Below are 16,653 nucleotides of genomic sequence, written 5' to 3' on the forward strand. Positions count from 1 at the left end.
CCGAACTCAGGAGTAGGTGCGATGAGCGAGCAGCAGCGGGTGGCGATCGTGACCGGGGCGGCCCGGGGAATCGGCGCCGCCGTGGCGCAGCGGCTCGCCGCCGACGGCAACGCCGTCGCCGTACTGGACCTCGACGAGGCGGCCTGTGCCGGCACCGTCGACGCGATCACCGCCGCGGGCGGCAAGACCGTCGCGGTCGGTTGCGACGTCAGCAAGTCCGACCAGGTGGCGGCCGCGGTCGAGCGGGTGGTGGCCGAGCTGGGCGCGCCGACGATCCTGGTGAACAACGCCGGCGTCCTGCGCGACAACCTGCTGTTCAAGATGTCCGAGGACGACTGGGACACCGTGATGTCGGTGCACCTGAAGGGCAGCTTCCTGATGTCGAAGGCCTGCCAGGCGCACATGGTCGAGGCGGGCTACGGCCGGATGGTGTTCCTGTCCTCGACGTCCGCGCTGGGCAACCGCGGCCAGGCCAACTACGCCTCGGCGAAGGCCGGCCTGCAGGGTCTGGCGAAGACGCTCGCGTTCGAGCTGGGCAAGTTCGGCGTCACCGCGAACGCGATCGCGCCGGGCTTCATCGAGACCGACATGACCGCGGCCACCGCGGCCCGGGTCGGGATCGACTTCGAGGAGTTCAAGAAGGCCACCGCCGCGGCCATCCCGGTCCAGCGCACCGGTACGCCGCAGGACATCGCCGCCGCCGCGTCGTTCTTCTGCTCGGAGGAGTCGGGCTTCGTCTCCGGTCAGGTCCTGTACGTCGCCGGCGGACCCCGCAACTGAGGCTGGAGACCCAATGCCCCGCACCTTCACCGGCGTCGACGCAGTGGTCGGCGCCGTCGGCACCCAGCTCGGCGAGACCGAGTGGCTGGAGATCACCCAGGAGCAGGTGAACCAGTTCGCCGACGCGACCGGTGACCACCAGTGGATCCACGTCGACGTCGAGCGCGCGGTCGCCGGCCCGTACGGCGGCACGATCGCCCACGGCTACCTGACGCTCAGCCTGATCGCCCGCTTCGGCGGGGAGCTGTTCGACGTCGACGGCGTCTCGGCCAAGCTCAACTACGGCGTCAACAAGGTCCGCTTCCCCACCCCGGTCCCGGTCGGCGCCCGCATCCGCGCCGGTGCGTCGATCGCCGGCGCGCAGGAGACCCCGGCGGGCGTGCAGATCTCGCTCCAGTGGGTCATCGAGCTGGAGGGCTCGACCAAGCCGGCCTGCGTCGCCGAGACCGTCGTCCTACTGGTCCCCTAGGTACCGGGCGTCCAGCCGCTCCTCGACGACCTCACCGTCAGCAGCCCGTACGACGTACGCGGCCTTGCCCGGCGTCGAGGTCACCGCTTCGACCAGCTCGCCGTTGCGGAAGTGCAGCCCGACACCGTCCTCGGCGGCGTACCCGCCGCGGAACCCGTCGCGCACCAGGTCGAGGTACGTCCCGCGGCGCAGCTCCTCGCCGTCGTAGTGCGGGCAGGCGCTCCCCGGCAGCAACCCGAGCCCGTCGTCCAGCGGCGCCAGGCTGTTGACGTCGTACGAGTCGGTCACGGACGCCTCGAACCAGCAGTTCATCCCGGCGCTGATCCCGGCCAGCACCACGCCGTCGTCGTACGCGTTGCTCAGCGCCCGGTCGAGGCCGTGGACCCGCCAGATCGCCAGCAGGTTCGCCGTACTGCCGCCGCCGACGTAGATCACGTCCTGGCTGCGGACGAACTCGTCCAGGTCGGTGACGGTCCGGTTGAACAGCGACAGCACCGACGCCTCCGCCCGCTCCGGACCGAAGGCGTCCAGGAAGCGCGCGCTGTAGAGGTCCGAGTCGCCACTGGCAGTCGGTACGAAGCAGACCCGGGGCTTCGCGCCGGTTCGGGCCAACGACAGCAGATGGTCGTCCAGCAACGGGTTGTCGGGCTCCATCGAGAAGCCCCCACCGCCGAGCGCGAGGATCTGCCGCATCAGAGCGGGCAGATCAGGACGACGTGGGTGGCGGTGCGGGTGTAGCCGAGCCACTCGTTGACGGCGATCATCGGTCCGTTCCCGTCGTAGTTCGCGGTGTACATGCCGGTGACCCCGGCCGCGGCGGCGCGGTGCAGGGCAGCGCACTTGACCAGCTTGGCGAGTCCGCGTCCGCGGAACTCCGGCAGGGTCGCGGTCATCTGGGACCAGATCTTCTCGTGGTCGCCGTTGCCCAGCGTGAAGCCGATGACGCGGGTGTCGTCGGCCAGGGCCATGCTCAGGTCGAGCACGATCGCGGGCGAGCTCCAGGTGCCGGCGAGCCAGCTCTCGTACGGCCGCGCGGTGATCTTCGCGTCGCCGGGCTTGGTCCGCTGCGCGATCTCGTCGGCCTCGTACAGCTGTCGCGGGTCGAGCTCGTTCAACGGCGTCAGCCGCAGCCCGTCCGGCAGCGGCGGCAGCTCGGGCGCGTCGCCGGGTGCCATGCTCGCGTAGTGCACGCGGCGGGTCTCCCGGTAACCCCACTGCGAGGCCCACCCGATTGACGCGGGATCCGCGAAGACCCGGGACGTCACGGCGCCGCCTTCCTTCAGCCGCTCGTGCGCCGCGTCCAGCAGCGCGGTGCCGACCCCGCGGCCGCGGTGGTCCGGATGGACGATCAGCCGTAGCTGCCCGTCCAGCGGGTCGGACCCCGCGATCAGGCCGGTGCTCGTCCAGCCGATCACCTCCTCGCCGTCGACCGCGGCGAACACCCCGGCCCCGGGCCCGAACGTCGGGTTGCCCAGCCGACGGCGCAGACTCGCACCGGTGGTCGCCAGGAACGGCGCGACCAGGTCGTGCAGTTCCAGCGCCGACTCGGCGTCGCCCAACTGGGCCGGCCTGATCTCCATCGGATCTCCTTCCACCGAAGTACTGGGGAAGATATCGCCTGCGCCGGGCCGATCTGGGCTGGACCGGTGTAAACACGCGGGCAAACTTCGCTGCGTGAGCGAAGCCCCCGGTACCCCGTCACAGCGTGCGTAAAAGCCCTGTCTGGGTCTCGACCCGGCGGTAGCCGAGCCAGTTGTTCACGGCAAGCATCGGACCGTTCTCGTCGTCGTTGGCGGTGAACGCGCCGGTGATCCCGGCGGCCGCCGCGCGCCGCAGCGCCACCGACTTCACCAGCTTGGCCAGCCCTCGACCCCGGTACGCCGGCAGCGTGCCGGTTATGCTCGACCACGAGCGGTCGCCGGCCGTCTCGACCGCGGCGAACGACGCGATCTCGTCCCCGGCCACGGCCGCCACCGACAACGCCTTGTCCAGCCCGGGGTTCTCCCAGATCTCCCGCACCCACTCGTCGAAGTCGACCGCGTCGATCGGCGAGTCGCCTGGTTCGTCGCGGCTCGCGATCGTGTCGGCGTCGTACGCCTGCCGGGCGGTCACCTGGTCCATGCCGACCAGCTCGATCCCGTCCGGCGTCGGCGGCGGCTCGGGCAACGGCTGCCGCAGGTCGATGCCCGAGCAGTGCATCTGCCGCGACCCGTCGTACCCGCGGCGCTTGGCGAACTCGACTCCCGACAGCGACGCGAAGGTCCGTACGCGGACCGCGTCGACGGCAGCGAGATGTTCGTGCAGCCGCTCGGCCAGCGCACCGCCGATCCCCCGCAGCCGATGGTCGGGGTGCACGTGGACGTGAAGACCGGCCTGGCCCGCCTCGCTGGTCCACGTGTTCATCGACGCCGATCCCCAGGCGACCACCCGGCCGTCGTCCAGACCGACCAGGTGCAAGGGCTTCTCACCCGCGCCCTCGGTGGTGATGATGTGCCGGATCGTCGCGGGCGACATCACCGCGAACGGAAACACGTCACGTCGTACGGCGGCCAGGGCCTCCGCCTCGTCGGGGTGAGCCGGCCTGATATCCATGCGCGCGACGATAGCCAGGCGGGCGTCGTACCGGCCACTGGTTTTGGGACGGGATCGCAACGGCTGACGATTCTGCGACGGGCCGGTCAACCACTAGTGTTGGCGGGTGCCCGTGATCGCGACCACCGCGCTGACCAAGCGCTACCCCCGCGTGACGGCACTGGACGAGTTGACCGTCGAGGTGGGGTCCGGCGTGACCGGACTGGTTGGCGCCAACGGTGCCGGCAAGTCGACCCTGCTGAAGATCCTGCTCGGACTGATCGCCCCGACCGCCGGAAGCGCCATCGTGCTGGGACACGACGTGGTCACCGGCGGCGAGGCGGTCCGGGCACTCGTCGGCTACATGCCCGAGCACGACTGCCTGCCGCCCGACGTCTCCGCGACCGAGTTCGTCGTGCACCTCGGCCAGATGTCCGGCCTGCCCGCGACCGCGGCCCGCGAACGCGCGGCCGACGTCCTGCGGCACGTCGGTCTCGACGAGGCGCGCTACCGGCCGATGGGCGGCTACTCGACCGGCATGAAGCAGCGCGTCAAGCTCGCGCAGGCCCTCACCCACGACCCGCAGCTCGTGCTGCTGGACGAACCGACCAACGGTCTCGACCCGGCCGGCCGCGACGAGATGCTCGCGCTGGTCCGGCGGATCGGCACCGAGTTCGGCATCCCGGTGCTGATCACCTCGCACCTGCTCGGCGAGCTCGAGTCGGTCTGCGACCACATCGTCGTCCTGGACGGCGGGCGCCTGCTGCGCTCGGAGTCGAAGGCCGCGCTGACCGGTGAGACCGGCGTACTGGCTGTCGAGGTCCGTGACCTGAGCGGCCGCGACCGCCTCGGCGCCGCGCTCGCTCGCGCTGGTGCGCGGGCGCGTGCCGACGGGCCGTTGGTGCTGGTGGAGATCAGCGGCGAGGAGACGTACGACCTGGTCCGCGACACCGTCGCCGATCTCGGGCTGGGCCTGGTCCGGGTCGAACCGCACCGGCACCGCCTGGAAGAGGTTTTCAGTGTCTGAGCAGGTCCCGCCGCCTCCGCTCCTTCAACCTGCGCAACCACGGACCGGCGTCATCCACGACATCGGGTACCGGCACTACGACGGCCCGCGGCTCGGCCGGTTCGCGATCAGCCAGGCGTTGCTGACGGCCAGCGTGCGGCACGCGTACGGGATCGGCCGGTCCGGCAAGTCCAAGGTGATGCCGATCCTGCTGCTCGTGGTGATGGTCGTGCCGGTCGCGATCATCGTCGGCATCGAGGTCTCGCTGCAGCTCGACAGCCCGCCGGTCATCCCGGCGCACTACGTCTTCTTCCTGCAGCCGGTGATCGCGTTGTACCTCGCGTCGCAGGCCCCGCAGCTGTTCTCCCGCGATCTTCGGTACGGCTCGATCGTGCTGTACCTGGCGCGGCCTCCCCGTCGTACGGACTATGCGCTGGCCAAGCTCGGCGCACTGATCATCGCGCTGATGATCCTGATCGGCATCCCGCTGTTCGTCTTGTACGTCGGGGCGCTGCTCGCGAAGTTCGACTTCACCGACATGACGCGCGAGTTCGGCACCGGGCTGGCCGGCGGGCTGCTGCTGTCGATCATGCTCGCGGCGATCGGCGGCCTGATCGCGGCCGCGACGCCGCGGCGTGGCTTCGCGGTCGCCGCGATCATCACCGTGCTGATCGTGTCGTTCACCGCGACGATCACCACCACCGCGATCCTCGACACCGACCAGAAGATGACCAGCACGGCGGCCCGGTTCGCCAACCTGGGTTCGCCGTTCACGCTGTCGCGCACACTGAGCACGTTCGTGTTCCGCGACGACTCCGACGGCTGGATCCCGACCACCGCGCAGGGGCTGGTGTTCCTGGCTGTCTGGCTGCTCGTGGTCGGGCTGTGCGTCTGGGGCCTCAACCGGCGGTACGCGAAGGTGGCCCGCGGGTGAGCGTGATCCAGATCGAGAAGGTCTCCCGCTGGTACGGCAACGTCGTCGCGGTCAACGACGTCACGATGACGATCGGCCCGGGTGTGACCGGGCTGCTGGGCCCGAACGGCGCCGGCAAGTCCACGCTGATCACGATGATGGCCGGCTTCCTGCCGCCGTCGGTCGGCGCGGTCACGCTGGACGGCGTACCGGTCTGGCGGAACGAGCGCGCGTACTCGGCGATCGGCCTGGTCCCGGAGACCGAGGCCGCGTACTACGTACTGACCGGTGCTGCTTTCGTGCAGGCGAACGCTTCGTTGCACGGGCTGGCTGCCCCGGGTGCCGCCGCGGCTGCCGCGATCGCCGTCGTCGCGATGGAGGATGCGGCGGAGCGCCGCATCTCGACGTACTCGAAGGGCATGAAGCAGCGGATCAAGATGGCGGCCGCGCTCGTGCACGAGCCGTCGGTACTGCTGCTCGACGAACCCTTCAACGGCATGGACCCGCGGCAACGGCTGCACCTGATGGAGCTGCTGCGCAAGATGGGCAGCGACGGGCGCACCGTGCTGTTCAGCTCGCACATCCTGGAGGAGGTGCAGCAGGTCGCCACCCACATCGAGGTCGTGGTGTCCGGGCGGCACGCGGCCTCCGGTGACTACCGCGCGATCCGCACACTGATGACCGACCGGCCGATGCTGTACCGACTGCGCTCCAGCGACAACCGCCGGCTGGCCGCCGCCCTGATCGGCGACCCGTCGACCACGGGCGCCGACCTCGACGCTGCTTCCCTGCAGATCCGGGTGGTCGACTTCGAACGCTTCAGCCGGCTCGTCCCCGGGCTCGCGCGCGACCTCGGCATCCGGCTGCTCGAGGTCTCCCCGACCGACGAGTCGCTCGAGAGCGTCTTCTCCTACCTGGTCGGGAGGAACTGATGGTCGTCCGCACCATCGTCCGGCTGACGCTGGCCACCCTCTTCGGCAGCCGGCGCGGCCTGCTGCTCTACGTCCTGCCCGGCGTCTTCGTCGCGCTCTGCGTCCTGCTCGCCCTCACGGTCGACGACAAGTCCGGCCTGCAGACCGCCCTGCTGCAGCAGTTCGGGCTGGCCGTCATCCTCCCCCTCGTCGCCCTGGTCGCCGGCACCGGCGCCATCGCCTCCGAGATCGACGACGGCTCGATCGTCTACCTGCTCAGCAAGCCCATCAAGCGCTCCACGATCATCCTCACCAAGGCTGCCGTCGCCGTCGGTGTCGTCCTCGTCCTCGGCGCCCTTCCGATCCTGCTCGCCGGAATCGTCCTCGACCCCGGCGACATCACCACCGCCGTCGCCTTCGGCACCGGCTCCCTGGTCGCCGGCATCGCCTACGTCGCGATCTTCATCGCCCTGTCCGTCATCTCCGGCAACGCCGTCACGATCGGCCTCATCTACTCCCTGCTGTGGGAAAGCGTGATGGGCCAGTACGTCGACGGCGCCAAGATGCTGTCGGTCCAGCAGTGGTCCCTGGCCCTGATCAGCAACCTGACCGACGCGCCCCGCGTGGAGTCGGCAGTCAAACTCCCCATCGCCTCCCTGCTCCTGGTGGCCGTGACCATCGCCGCTCTGACGTTGGCCATCACCAGGCTCCGCTCGCTGATCCTCTCGACCGCCGAGTAAAAGCCCCTGGCGGCATCGTCAGGTGTGAAATAGCCTCAAGCACATGACAACCACCCCGCGCGAGCTGCTCGCCGGCCTCTTCGTCGCGGATGCTCCTCGGCCGGAGTACGCCGAACACTTCGCCGTCTTCCAGCCGCTCATCGGCAGCTGGGATCTCGACGTCTGCTGGTACGACGACGCCGGCGCGGTCGCCCGGCGTACGGAAGGGGAATGGCACTTCGGCTGGGCGCTGGACGGCCGCGCCGTCGCCGACATCTGGATCACCCCGAGCCGCGCCCGCCGCGCCGCGGACGGCGACGGCGAGTGGGGGCTGTCGGTCCGGCTCTACGATCCCGAGCTGGAAGCCTTCCGGTCCACCTGGATGGGCCCCAAGGCCGCGTTCGTGATGACCTTCATCGGGCGGTCCGGCGACGACTGGATCACGCTCGAAGCTCGCGAGCTCACGGCGTACAAGACGCGCTGGGGCTTCACGAACATCACCCCCACCACCTTCGACTGGCGCAACGAGGACGAAGCCGAGGACGGCACCGTCAACCTCCGCCAGACCTTCGCCGCCGTACGGCGTGTATGACCCGGAGGGATCTCGCGAACCTGCCGTCGCCCGGCGATGTCCTACTCCTGCACCCGCGGCCCTGGTCGCAGCACCGTGCGATTGACTGTCCTCATGATGCTCGAGACCTGTGCGATCTGCGGCCTGATGGCGGTCGACCGGTTCATCCGTAACCAGCGCATCGGCGGAAGGCTGCTCACTCCGCAGGAGACCCAGCTCGACGACGGCGATCGGTCGGTCGGGTTCTGCGTGGAGCACGAGCGTGAGGTCATGACCCTCATGCTCGACTCGGGGTGGATGCCGAACCCGTGGACAGCTGACGACGAGGCCGCCGAGCGCAGGTACCTGCGAGACCGTGAGGCGCGGCGGAAGGTCGCTGACGAGGAGGCTGAGAAGCGGTCCGCAACCTCGGCGGAGGCCCTGTACCAACAGCAACTCCCGGACCACAGGCGTCGGTTCGAGCGGGGGCTCACCAAGCGGACGCGGGTCGCGGCGGCCCGGTGGCTCGGCGAGAACTGTCTGCAGCGCGACCCTGAGCTCGCCGGCACGGCCTACGCGTACATCGCGGACGCTCGCCCGCCCAAGGACCGCGACGGGCTGTTCGAGCTGGCCACCGGTCTGCGGGTCGGTGACCGGTTCGAGGCAGCGGAACGGGTCTATCGGCGGTTGCTGGACGACAACCCGGACGACGAGGACGCCTTGTTCGGTCTGATCTCGGTGCTGCGTTCGCTCGGGCGCGCCGAGGAGGCCGATGCCAAGGCTCGCCGCCACTGGCGGATCAAGGAACTGTGCGACCTGCTGGAGCAGGCGATGGTCACGGCGAAGCAGTACCACGCCAGCGACCGCGTGGCGCGGATCGCGCCCGCGGTGGTGGACCTGCTGGAGCTGGACGAGGATCCGCGGCGTGCGCTCTGGTCCACGTCGTTGCCGATCCCGCGCGGCGTCGGTTTCGCCGTCCGCACCGACCGTCGGCTGCTGATCGTCGAGGACTACGAGTACCTCGACTCCGGCACGCAACGCCGTCGTACTCCCGAGCACCTGATCCGCGACCTGGGCAGCGACTGGGACCAGCAGTACTTTCCTCAGTGAGGAGGCCTCCGTACGGCGTACTGCCTACTGCACCATCCCGCCGTTCAGCGTCAGCCCACCGTCGATCGTCAGCGTCTGGCCGGTGATCCATGACGACTCGTCCGACAGCAGGAACCACACCAGCGACCCGACGTCCTCCGGTCGCCCCAGCCGCTTCAGCGGGTACGTCGCCGCGACGTCCGCCTCGCGCCCCTCGTACAGGGCGCCGGCGAACTTCGTCTTCACCACCGCCGGTGCGACCGCGTTGACGCGGATCGCGGGCGCGAGCTCGACGGCCAACTCCATCGTGACCCGGGACAGCATCGCCTTCGTCGCGCCGTACCAGCCGATGCCGGGCGACGGCGCCAGGCCGGCGACCGACGACAGGTTGACGACCGCGCCGCCGTGCTCGCCCATCCACGCGTCCCGGCAGGCCTTCACCCACGCGATCGCGGCGAGCACGTTCGTGTCGACCATCTTCGCGGCGACCGTGCTGTCGACGTCGAGCAGCGAGCCGTAGACCGGATTGATGCCGGTGTTGTTGACGAGCAGGTCCACCGACCCGTACGTCGACAGCGCGGCCTCGACCACCTGCCCGCGGTGCTCGGGGTCGGCCGCTTTGCCGGCGACCGCGAGCGCGTTCTCCGCACCGCCGAGCGACTCGACCGCGGCGTCCAGCGTCTCCTGCGTGCGGCCGGTGATCACGACCCGGGCACCGTCGGCGACCAGTCGCTGCGCGACCGCGAGCCCGATCCCCCGCGACGCTCCGGTGACGATCGCCGTCCGGCCCTTCAGCCCCATCAGCTCAGTCGCTCCAGCACGATCGCCATGCCCTGGCCACCGCCGACGCACATCGTCTCCAGCCCGAACTGCTTGTCCTCGAACTGCAGCCCGTTCACCAGCGTCGTCATGATCCGCGCGCCGGTCGACCCGAACGGGTGGCCGAGCGCGATCGCGCCGCCGTGCACGTTCAGCCGGTCCTCGTCGATGCCGAGCTCGCGCGCCGACCCGATCACCTGGACGGCGAACGCCTCGTTGATCTCGACCAGGTCGATGTCGGAGATGCTCATCCCGGCCCGCGCCAGCGCCTGCTTGGACGCCTCGACCGGGCCGAGGCCCATGATCTCCGGCGACAGCCCGCTGACCCCGGTCGACACGATCCGGGCCAGCGGCGTCAGCCCGAGCTCACGCGCCTTGGTGTCGCTCATGATCACCACGGCCGCGGCACCGTCGTTCAGCGGGCAGCAGTTGCCGGCCGTGACGGTCCCGTCCGGCCGGAACACCGGCTGCAGCTGGCTGACCTTCTCCAGCGTCGTACCGGCGCGCGGTCCGTCGTCCTTGCTGACCACGGTCCCGTCGGGCAGCGTCACCGGCGTGATCTCGCGCTCGAAGAACCCGTTGCCGATCGCCTTCTCGGCCAGGTTCTGCGACCGTACGCCGAACGCGTCCTGGTCGGCCCGGCTGATCCCGCGCAGCGTCGCGACGTTCTCGGCGGTCTGGCCCATCGAGATGTAGATGTCCGGGAGCAGCCCGTCCTCGCGTGGGTCGTGCCAGACGTCGTTGGTCTCGGCGTACTTCTCGGTCCGCTGCACGGCGTCGGTGAACACCTGGTTGAACGAGCTCGGGTCACCGACCCCGGCCGACCCGAAGTTCTTGTAGCGCGAGACGCACTCGACGCCGGCGCTGACGAAGATGTCGCCTTCACCGGACTTGATCGCGTGGAACGCCATCCGCGCGGTCTGGGTCGACGACGCGCAGAACCGGTTGACCGTCGTCGCGGGCGTGTTGTCCCACCCGAGCTGGACGGCGACCCGGCGGGCCATGTTGCCGCCGTGCTCGTCGTGTGGCTCGGCGCACCCGAGCATCAGGTCCTCGACCTGGTCGCCGGTCAGGCCGGCCTTCTCGACCGCGGCCTGGATCATCTGCACGGCCAGGTCGTCCGGCCGGATGTCCTTCAGGGACCCCTTGCCGGCGCGCCCGATCGGCGACCGCGCGGTGGAGACGATGACTGCTTCAGGCATTTGCAGGGTCCCTTCTAGAGGCCGAGGTCGCGGCCGATGAGTTCTTTCATGATTTCGTTGCTGCCGGCCCAGATCTTCGTCACCCGGGCGTCGCGCCAGGCGCGGGCGACCCGGTACTCGTTCATGTAGCCGTAGCCGCCGTGCAGCTGGACGCACGCGTCCAGGATCTCGTTCTGCACCTGCGCGCTCCACCACTTGGCCTTCGCGGCGTCGACCGCGGACAGCCGGTCCTCGTCGTGCGCCACGATCGCGTTGTCGACGTACGCCTGTGTCACCTCGGCCTTGGTGACGAGTTCGGCGATCAGGAACTTGTTGTACTGGAACGAGCCGACCGCCTGACCGAACGCCTTGCGCTGCTTCACGTACTCGATCGTCTCGTCGAGGATCTGTACGGCGTGCGCGATGTTCGAGACCGCTGCCCCGACCCGCTCCTGGGCCAGCCGCTCCATCATGTGGATGAAGCCGCGGTCGATCTCGCCGAGCACGTTCTCGTCCGGGACGAACACGTCCTCGAAGAACAGCTCCGACGTCCCGGACTCGGTCTGCCCGACCTTGTCGAGCTTTCGGCCGCGGGCGAACCCCTCCATGCCCTCCTCGACCGCGAACAGCGTGATGCCCTTGGCGCCCTTGCTCGGGTCGGTCCGCGCGGCGGTGACGGTCAGGTCGGCCATGTCGCCGTTGGTGATGAACGTCTTCGACCCGTTCAGCACCCAGCCGCCGTCGACCTTCTTCGCGCTGGTCTTCAGCCCGGCCAGATCGGACCCGCCGGACGGCTCGGTCATCCCGATCGCCGCGACCAGCTCGCCGGAGCTGAACTTCGGCAGCCAGCGCTGCTTCTGCTCCTCGGTGCCGAGATCGACCAGGTAGGGCGCGGCGCAGTCGTAGTGGATCCCGAAGCAGCTCGACAGCGAGGCCGACACCTTCGAGACCTCCTCGGCGAACACCGCGTTGAACCGGTAGTCGCCGACGCTCGAACCGCCGTACTCCTCGGGCACGTCGAGCCCGAGAAAGCCCTGCTTGCCGGCCTCCAGCCAGACCGCGCGGTCGATCGTCTTCTCCTCGAGGAACTGCTCCATCCGCGGGACCAGCGAGCGGTCGCAGAACTCCTTCGCACTGGCCCGGAACGCGTGGTGGTCCTCGCCGAAGATGATCCGTTGCATCGCTGGGTCCTTCCCCGAGGGTCGCCCGAGTGTGATCTGGCGTGTGATTTTGACGTCTGTGTGATCGGTGGCTAAGCGCTTGCTTAGCTTCCCGAATCCGGTGCAGAGTGTCAACGTGTCCGCAGTCACCAGTCCCCTCGTGTGGGAACACGTCCAGCCGCCCGCGGCCCGCCGGCTGCTCACCGGCGCCATCGATGCGTTCGCCGAACGCGGTTTCCAGGCGACCACCACCCGCGACATCGCGTCCCGCGCCGGCATGTCACCGGCCGCCCTCTACGTGCACTACCCCTCGAAGGAACGCCTGCTGTTCGAGATCAGCCTGTACGGCCACCAGGCGGCGCTCGCCGTACTGCAGGACGCGTCTTTGGCCGCCGCCGCTCCGGCCTCCAGCCGCGCGCCCTCGCCGGAGGCGTCTGGCGGTCCGGCGGCGGCCCGGCTCTGGGCGATGGTCTCGGCGTTCACCGCCTGGCACGCCGAGCACCACACCATCGCGCGCGTCGTCCAGTACGAGCTGGCCGCACTGTCCCCCGAGCACTTCGCCGAGGTCGCGACGATCCGCCGCGCGATCTCCACCCAGATCGAGCAGGTCCTCGCCGACGGCGCCGCCGACGGATCCTTCGCCGTCGAAGACCTTCCCGGTACGACGCTCGCCGTACTGTCGCTGTCGATCGACGTCGCCCGCTGGTACACACCTCATCGCACCAAACCCGAGGACCTCGGCACCCTGTACGCCGACCTGGCGCTGCGGATGGTCCAGGCCTGATCCGCTCGCGTACCCGCGCTTCGACCCGGTCAGCTCGGCCCAGACAGCCGAAGGCCCCGGCACCCTCTTCCGAGGGTCCGGGGCCTTTCGGCGTACCGACTAGACCTGCAGCGCCGCCTGGACGTCGAGATGGATGTCCACCTTGTCGCCGATCAGCAGCTTGCCGCCCTCCAGCGGGACGTTGAAGTCGATCCCCCAGTCCTTGCGGCTGATCGAGGCGGATCCCTCGAAGCCGATGATCTTCTGGCCGTAGGCGTTCTGCTCGACGCCGAGGAACTCGACGGCGAACTCGATCGGCTTGGTGACGTCCTTGATCGTCAGCTCGCCGGCCAGGACGAAGTCGTCGCCCTCCGGCTTCAGCCCGGTGCTGGTGAAGGTCATCTTCGGGTTGTTCTCCGCGTCGAAGAAGTCGCCCGAGCGCAGGTGCCCGTCGCGCTGCTCACTGCGGGTGTGCACCGAGCCCAGCTCGACCGTGACGGCCGCGGCGGACTCCTCCAGCGAGTCCTTCACGACGATCTCGCCGGCGAACTCGCGGAAGGTGCCGCGCACCTTGGTCATCAGGTGCCGGACGGTGAAGCCGATCTCGGTGTGCGCCGTGTCGAGGGCGTAGGTGCCGGCCACCAGGCCGGGGATGGTGCTGGTCGCGGTCGTCGTACCGGTGCTGCTCATCGGGGTCCTCTCGGGGATGTAGTTAAAAGTTCAACCGACTCTGATGAGCAGTAACGGTTTAAATCTGAACTACATTCCCGGTACACTGTCCGGGTGACGATGACGACTGGCACCCGGTGGCTTGACTCCGAGCAGCAGGTGGCGTGGCGCGCGTACCTGCTGGGCACGGCGCGCCTGATGGCCAAGCTGGACGACGACCTACGGCAGTTCGGCCTGGGCATCAACGACTACGAGATCCTGGTCCGCCTCTCCGAGGCCCCCGACCGGCGCCTGCGGATGGCCGACCTGGCCGACCGCCTGCACCAGAGCCGTTCCCGCCTCACCCACACTGTAGGCCGTCTCGAGGCAGCCGACCTGGTCCGCCGTACGTCGTGCAAGAGCGACAAGCGCGGAGTCTGGGCCGAGCTCACCGAAGCCGGCTTCGCCCTGCTCGAACAGGCCGCCCCCTCCCACGTCGAAGGCGTCCGCGAAAACCTCGTCGACCTCGCCACCCCCGAAGACTTCGCCGCCGTGGGCCGAGTCTTCGACGCCGTCTCCGAACACATCGGCCAACGCTGACCGGCCCCCGCGTGGGAAGGACTAATCCTTCCCACGCGGGCCCTTCCGCTCGCCGGCGCTCGTTGACAACAGGTGGGCCACAGTCGCCGAGCGGCCCGGACTCCTGACGCCGCTCGGAGCGGCTACCGCTTCTCAGCCCGCAGCGCCAGAACCCACGGCACCAGATCACTCCGCGGCTCCACGGTCCGCGTGATCATCAGCCCCGCCTCGGCGAACGAGTTCAGCAGATCGGCCAGCGGCACGTGCCGCATCCCGAGGTGCTGACGAATGCCGCCCTCACCCCACCAAGGCGCCTCCGGGTGCCACCCGGCGATGCGATAGGTCGGGTGAACGACGCGCCCGCCATCGGCCCGCCCTTCGGTGTGCGGCCCGTTGAAACACGGGTGAGCCCCGTAGAACACCAGCACCCCATCCGCCCGCAGCACGCGGGATGCCTCGCGCAGGACACCGGCCAGGTCGTCGAGGTCGGTGGAGATCCACAGGGCAGCAACCGTCGAGAAGACCTCGTCGGCGAACGGCAGAGCCCCAGCGTCAGCCCGGACCAGTGCCTCGCCCCGGACGGCACGCTGCCGGGCGAGCCGCAACTGGTCCGCGGAGTACTCGAGGCCGATGACAGTGCGGCCGGTACTGCGCAACGTCCGCAGATTCAGTCCGGTCCCGCAGCCGAGGTCCAGGCAGAGCCCACCTCCCGGCCCCAGCAGATCCACCAGCGGCTCCCGATTGGAGTCGGCCGCAGCAGCGTTCCGCTCGTCGTACCAGTCGGCAAGCCCGTCATACCGCGCGACCGCCTTGGTTGTGAGTGCCACGGCAGCCTCCCTCTCACTCTCTATTCTGCCAAGTCACCGACAAGGACCGTCGACTACTCCACTATCCGGCGCCAGTTTCCAGCCGCCCGAACAAAGTGGTCGAACTACGGCCCGAGCACCCGTGCGCACGAGCCATTGCTGAACAGCCAGTAGACGACCCGCCGGGTTTGCGGTCCGTAGATCCCGTCGGCGGGGATACCGGCCTTCGACTGCACGAGCCGCACCGCATCGGCCGTCTTCGGTCCGTAGATCGAGTCGACAGTGAGCCCGGCGCCGTGGCACCGGTTCAGGGACACCTGCAGGGGCGTGACCTCCGGCCCGGCCGACCCGATGCCCATCTGGCACTCGAGGTCGGCAGCCGCGGGCAGTACCGCGTACCTGGTCGGCGTCACCACGTTCAGCGTCCTATTGCAGGTCGCCAACGCAGCCACTGCGGCCTGACCGCTCTGCCCCGCGGGGACCGGCGCCGCCGCGGAGGTCAACGCTCCCCCGATCGCGAGACCACCAGTTGCCAACGCCGTGCCCGCCATTCGCATTCCGAACTTCATCTTTCCGTCCTCCCAGTCGCTGAATGAGTTCGTCCAGCGCACCACGCAGGACATTCAGCCTCCTCACACGCTGCTGCCACTCCCTCCACCGGACGACAGGTCCGCGAGATCGACGGGACGAGGTCCCACGAAGGGCTTCGTCGTTGGGCAGGTCGACGTACCGGCGTCCATATCCCGTCGCTCACCCGCAGCACCCCGTCGTACCGTTGCCCGCATGGCCCACTCCTCGCAGCGCCCAGCCCCGGAGCCTTAGGCATCCGGGAGCAGACGCGGTAACGGCCGCGCACGGATGCATGCCGGGAGCATGCATGAGCCGCACCGACAAGGACCGTCCGAGCTGGGTGGTCCGGCACGTCGAGAACCATCCGATCCAGCACGACCACCGCGACGGGGACTGCATCGAGCAGACCCTCACGTTCGACCCTCGCGCGACCTGTGGGCCCGCGCGCAGCGACGGTACCGACCGCCACCCGCACGGCCGGTTCGGCCCGGACGCCGAGGAGATCCACCGGTTCTACTACGTCCCCGAACGCCGCCGTGAGCGTGACGAGCTGCACCGGCTGCTCCGCGCCTGGAACGCCGGTGACCAGCTCGACGACTACGACTTCGCCAACCACCAGCACCGCCACAGCGTGCATTGGCTGACGTAGGCGCAGGCTCGCTGCCTCCGGACACAGACCGGAGGCAGCGAGTTCGAACTACGCGACGGCAGTCCCCTCCAGCTCCACCAGCTGGCCCGGGATCGCGAGTCGCGTCACCCCCAGCATCGTGGTCGTCGGCGCCACCCGCGCAGCGCCCAAGCGCGATGCCAGTACGCCGTAGTGCTGGAACAGCAGGTCGACGTCTGTCGTGTACACGTTGAGCCGCACCAGATCCGACAGCGTCATCCCCGCCTCCCCGAGCACGGCCTCCAGGTTGCTGAGGCTCAGGGCCAACTGTCCGGCCAGGTCGCCGTCGTGCTCGGGCTTGCCGTCGGCGTTCATCGCGGTCTGCCCGGAGCAGTACAACGTTCGCGTGTACCCGGAGACGAGCTCTCCCTGGTTGAAGCCCATCCCCACCGACCACGTCACCGGGTTGACCGCCGTTCGCTCCACTGCCACTTCAGCTCCCATCGATTCGT

The 16,653-nt window shown here is 69.4% G+C and carries 21 protein-coding genes; 11 read left to right on the forward strand and 10 right to left on the reverse strand.

The genetic code is table 11. From position 1 onward, the window contains the following. The first annotated feature begins 21 nt into the window (after window positions 1-21). Window positions 22-780: an SDR family oxidoreductase gene (locus ACLQ2O_RS36105; protein ID WP_425841257.1), complete on the forward strand. Its 759-nt coding sequence runs from the start codon at window positions 22-24 to the stop codon at window positions 778-780. Between the two features lie 13 nt (window positions 781-793). Continuing rightward, complete coding sequence (locus ACLQ2O_RS36110) at window positions 794-1,249, forward strand: MaoC family dehydratase (RefSeq protein WP_425841260.1); 456 nt, start codon at window positions 794-796, stop codon at window positions 1,247-1,249. Here the strand turns inward: ACLQ2O_RS36110 and ACLQ2O_RS36115 are convergent. The 3 genes from ACLQ2O_RS36115 to ACLQ2O_RS36125 all read right to left on the reverse strand — a co-directional run bounded on the left by ACLQ2O_RS36115 (window position 1,235) and on the right by ACLQ2O_RS36125 (window position 3,841). Next, window positions 1,235-1,942, reverse strand: coding sequence for a Type 1 glutamine amidotransferase-like domain-containing protein (locus ACLQ2O_RS36115; protein WP_425841263.1), 708 nt, complete (start codon window positions 1,940-1,942; stop codon window positions 1,235-1,237). The two genes, ACLQ2O_RS36110 and ACLQ2O_RS36115, sit on opposite strands and share 15 nt — an antisense overlap. Beyond that, window positions 1,942-2,829, reverse strand: coding sequence for a GNAT family N-acetyltransferase (locus tag ACLQ2O_RS36120; protein ID WP_425841266.1), 888 nt, complete (start codon window positions 2,827-2,829; stop codon window positions 1,942-1,944). The genes ACLQ2O_RS36115 and ACLQ2O_RS36120 overlap by 1 nt, the downstream gene beginning before the upstream one ends. A 118-nt stretch (window positions 2,830-2,947) precedes the next feature. Then, window positions 2,948-3,841, reverse strand: a complete 894-nt coding sequence (locus ACLQ2O_RS36125; protein ID WP_425841268.1) for a GNAT family N-acetyltransferase — start codon at window positions 3,839-3,841, stop codon at window positions 2,948-2,950. A 106-nt stretch (window positions 3,842-3,947) separates the two neighbouring features. Here ACLQ2O_RS36125 and ACLQ2O_RS36130 point away from each other — a divergent pair, with 106 nt between their 5' ends. From ACLQ2O_RS36130 to ACLQ2O_RS36155, 6 genes are all read left to right on the forward strand, one after another. Continuing rightward, a complete protein-coding gene (locus ACLQ2O_RS36130; RefSeq protein ID WP_425841271.1) occupies window positions 3,948-4,847 on the forward strand; it encodes an ABC transporter ATP-binding protein in 900 nt (299 codons plus the stop codon). Beyond that, window positions 4,840-5,760: an ABC transporter permease subunit gene (locus ACLQ2O_RS36135; protein ID WP_425841274.1), complete on the forward strand. Its 921-nt coding sequence runs from the start codon at window positions 4,840-4,842 to the stop codon at window positions 5,758-5,760. Before ACLQ2O_RS36130 ends, ACLQ2O_RS36135 begins: the two co-directional genes overlap by 8 nt. Then, a complete protein-coding gene (locus ACLQ2O_RS36140; protein WP_425841276.1) occupies window positions 5,757-6,671 on the forward strand; it encodes an ABC transporter ATP-binding protein in 915 nt (304 codons plus the stop codon). Before ACLQ2O_RS36135 ends, ACLQ2O_RS36140 begins: the two co-directional genes overlap by 4 nt. Then, complete coding sequence (locus ACLQ2O_RS36145) at window positions 6,671-7,390, forward strand: ABC transporter permease (protein ID WP_425841278.1); 720 nt, start codon at window positions 6,671-6,673, stop codon at window positions 7,388-7,390. The genes ACLQ2O_RS36140 and ACLQ2O_RS36145 overlap by 1 nt, the downstream gene beginning before the upstream one ends. A gap of 43 nt (window positions 7,391-7,433) precedes the next feature. Further along, entirely contained in the window at window positions 7,434-7,961 is a 528-nt protein-coding gene (locus tag ACLQ2O_RS36150; protein ID WP_425841280.1) for a hypothetical protein, read from the forward strand. A gap of 93 nt (window positions 7,962-8,054) precedes the next feature. Beyond that, a complete protein-coding gene (locus ACLQ2O_RS36155) occupies window positions 8,055-9,029 on the forward strand; it encodes a hypothetical protein (protein WP_425841282.1) in 975 nt (324 codons plus the stop codon). 24 nt (window positions 9,030-9,053) lie between these two features. Here the strand turns inward: ACLQ2O_RS36155 and ACLQ2O_RS36160 are convergent, their stop codons facing one another. The 3 genes from ACLQ2O_RS36160 to ACLQ2O_RS36170 are packed head-to-tail and all read right to left on the reverse strand — an operon-like array spanning window position 9,054 to window position 12,189. Continuing rightward, a complete protein-coding gene (locus tag ACLQ2O_RS36160) occupies window positions 9,054-9,809 on the reverse strand; it encodes an SDR family oxidoreductase (protein WP_425841284.1) in 756 nt (251 codons plus the stop codon). Further along, on the reverse strand, window positions 9,809-11,029 hold the full coding sequence (locus ACLQ2O_RS36165; RefSeq protein WP_425841286.1) for an acetyl-CoA C-acetyltransferase: 1,221 nt from the start codon (window positions 11,027-11,029) through the stop codon (window positions 9,809-9,811). Before ACLQ2O_RS36165 ends, ACLQ2O_RS36160 begins: the two co-directional genes overlap by 1 nt. Before the next feature lie 14 nt (window positions 11,030-11,043). Beyond that, window positions 11,044-12,189, reverse strand: a complete 1,146-nt coding sequence (locus tag ACLQ2O_RS36170) for an acyl-CoA dehydrogenase family protein (RefSeq protein ID WP_425841288.1) — start codon at window positions 12,187-12,189, stop codon at window positions 11,044-11,046. Between the two features lie 115 nt (window positions 12,190-12,304). Between ACLQ2O_RS36170 and ACLQ2O_RS36175 the strand changes: the two genes are divergently transcribed. Further along, window positions 12,305-12,952 (forward strand): TetR/AcrR family transcriptional regulator, encoded by a 648-nt coding sequence (locus ACLQ2O_RS36175; RefSeq protein ID WP_425841291.1) that lies wholly within the window; start codon window positions 12,305-12,307, stop codon window positions 12,950-12,952. Window positions 12,953-13,051: 99 nt separating this feature from the next. Here ACLQ2O_RS36175 and ACLQ2O_RS36180 read toward each other — a convergent pair whose 3' ends face one another. Then, the gene (locus ACLQ2O_RS36180) at window positions 13,052-13,621 is read right to left on the reverse strand and encodes a YceI family protein (RefSeq protein WP_425841293.1); all 570 of its coding nucleotides are present in this window, start codon (window positions 13,619-13,621) and stop codon (window positions 13,052-13,054) included. A gap of 99 nt (window positions 13,622-13,720) precedes the next feature. Here ACLQ2O_RS36180 and ACLQ2O_RS36185 point away from each other — a divergent pair, with 99 nt between their 5' ends. Next, entirely contained in the window at window positions 13,721-14,179 is a 459-nt protein-coding gene (locus tag ACLQ2O_RS36185; RefSeq protein ID WP_425841822.1) for a MarR family winged helix-turn-helix transcriptional regulator, read from the forward strand. 122 nt (window positions 14,180-14,301) lie between these two features. On the opposite strand, the gene ACLQ2O_RS36190 is transcribed toward ACLQ2O_RS36185, so the two are convergent. After that, entirely contained in the window at window positions 14,302-14,985 is a 684-nt protein-coding gene (locus tag ACLQ2O_RS36190) for a class I SAM-dependent methyltransferase (RefSeq protein ID WP_425841295.1), read from the reverse strand. A 104-nt stretch (window positions 14,986-15,089) separates the two neighbouring features. Then, complete coding sequence (locus ACLQ2O_RS36195; RefSeq protein ID WP_425841297.1) at window positions 15,090-15,533, reverse strand: peptidoglycan-binding domain-containing protein; 444 nt, start codon at window positions 15,531-15,533, stop codon at window positions 15,090-15,092. A gap of 308 nt (window positions 15,534-15,841) precedes the next feature. Between ACLQ2O_RS36195 and ACLQ2O_RS36200 the strand changes: the two genes are divergently transcribed. Next, on the forward strand, window positions 15,842-16,183 hold the full coding sequence (locus ACLQ2O_RS36200) for a hypothetical protein (RefSeq protein ID WP_425841299.1): 342 nt from the start codon (window positions 15,842-15,844) through the stop codon (window positions 16,181-16,183). A 48-nt stretch (window positions 16,184-16,231) separates the two neighbouring features. Here the strand turns inward: ACLQ2O_RS36200 and ACLQ2O_RS36205 are convergent, their stop codons facing one another. After that, window positions 16,232-16,627, reverse strand: a complete 396-nt coding sequence (locus ACLQ2O_RS36205; RefSeq protein WP_425841825.1) for a RidA family protein — start codon at window positions 16,625-16,627, stop codon at window positions 16,232-16,234. Window positions 16,628-16,653 lie beyond the last annotated feature (26 nt).

Origin of the sequence: Kribbella sp. DT2 (assembly GCF_049844575.1) — a bacterium.
GTDB lineage: Bacteria > Actinomycetota > Actinomycetes > Propionibacteriales > Kribbellaceae > Kribbella.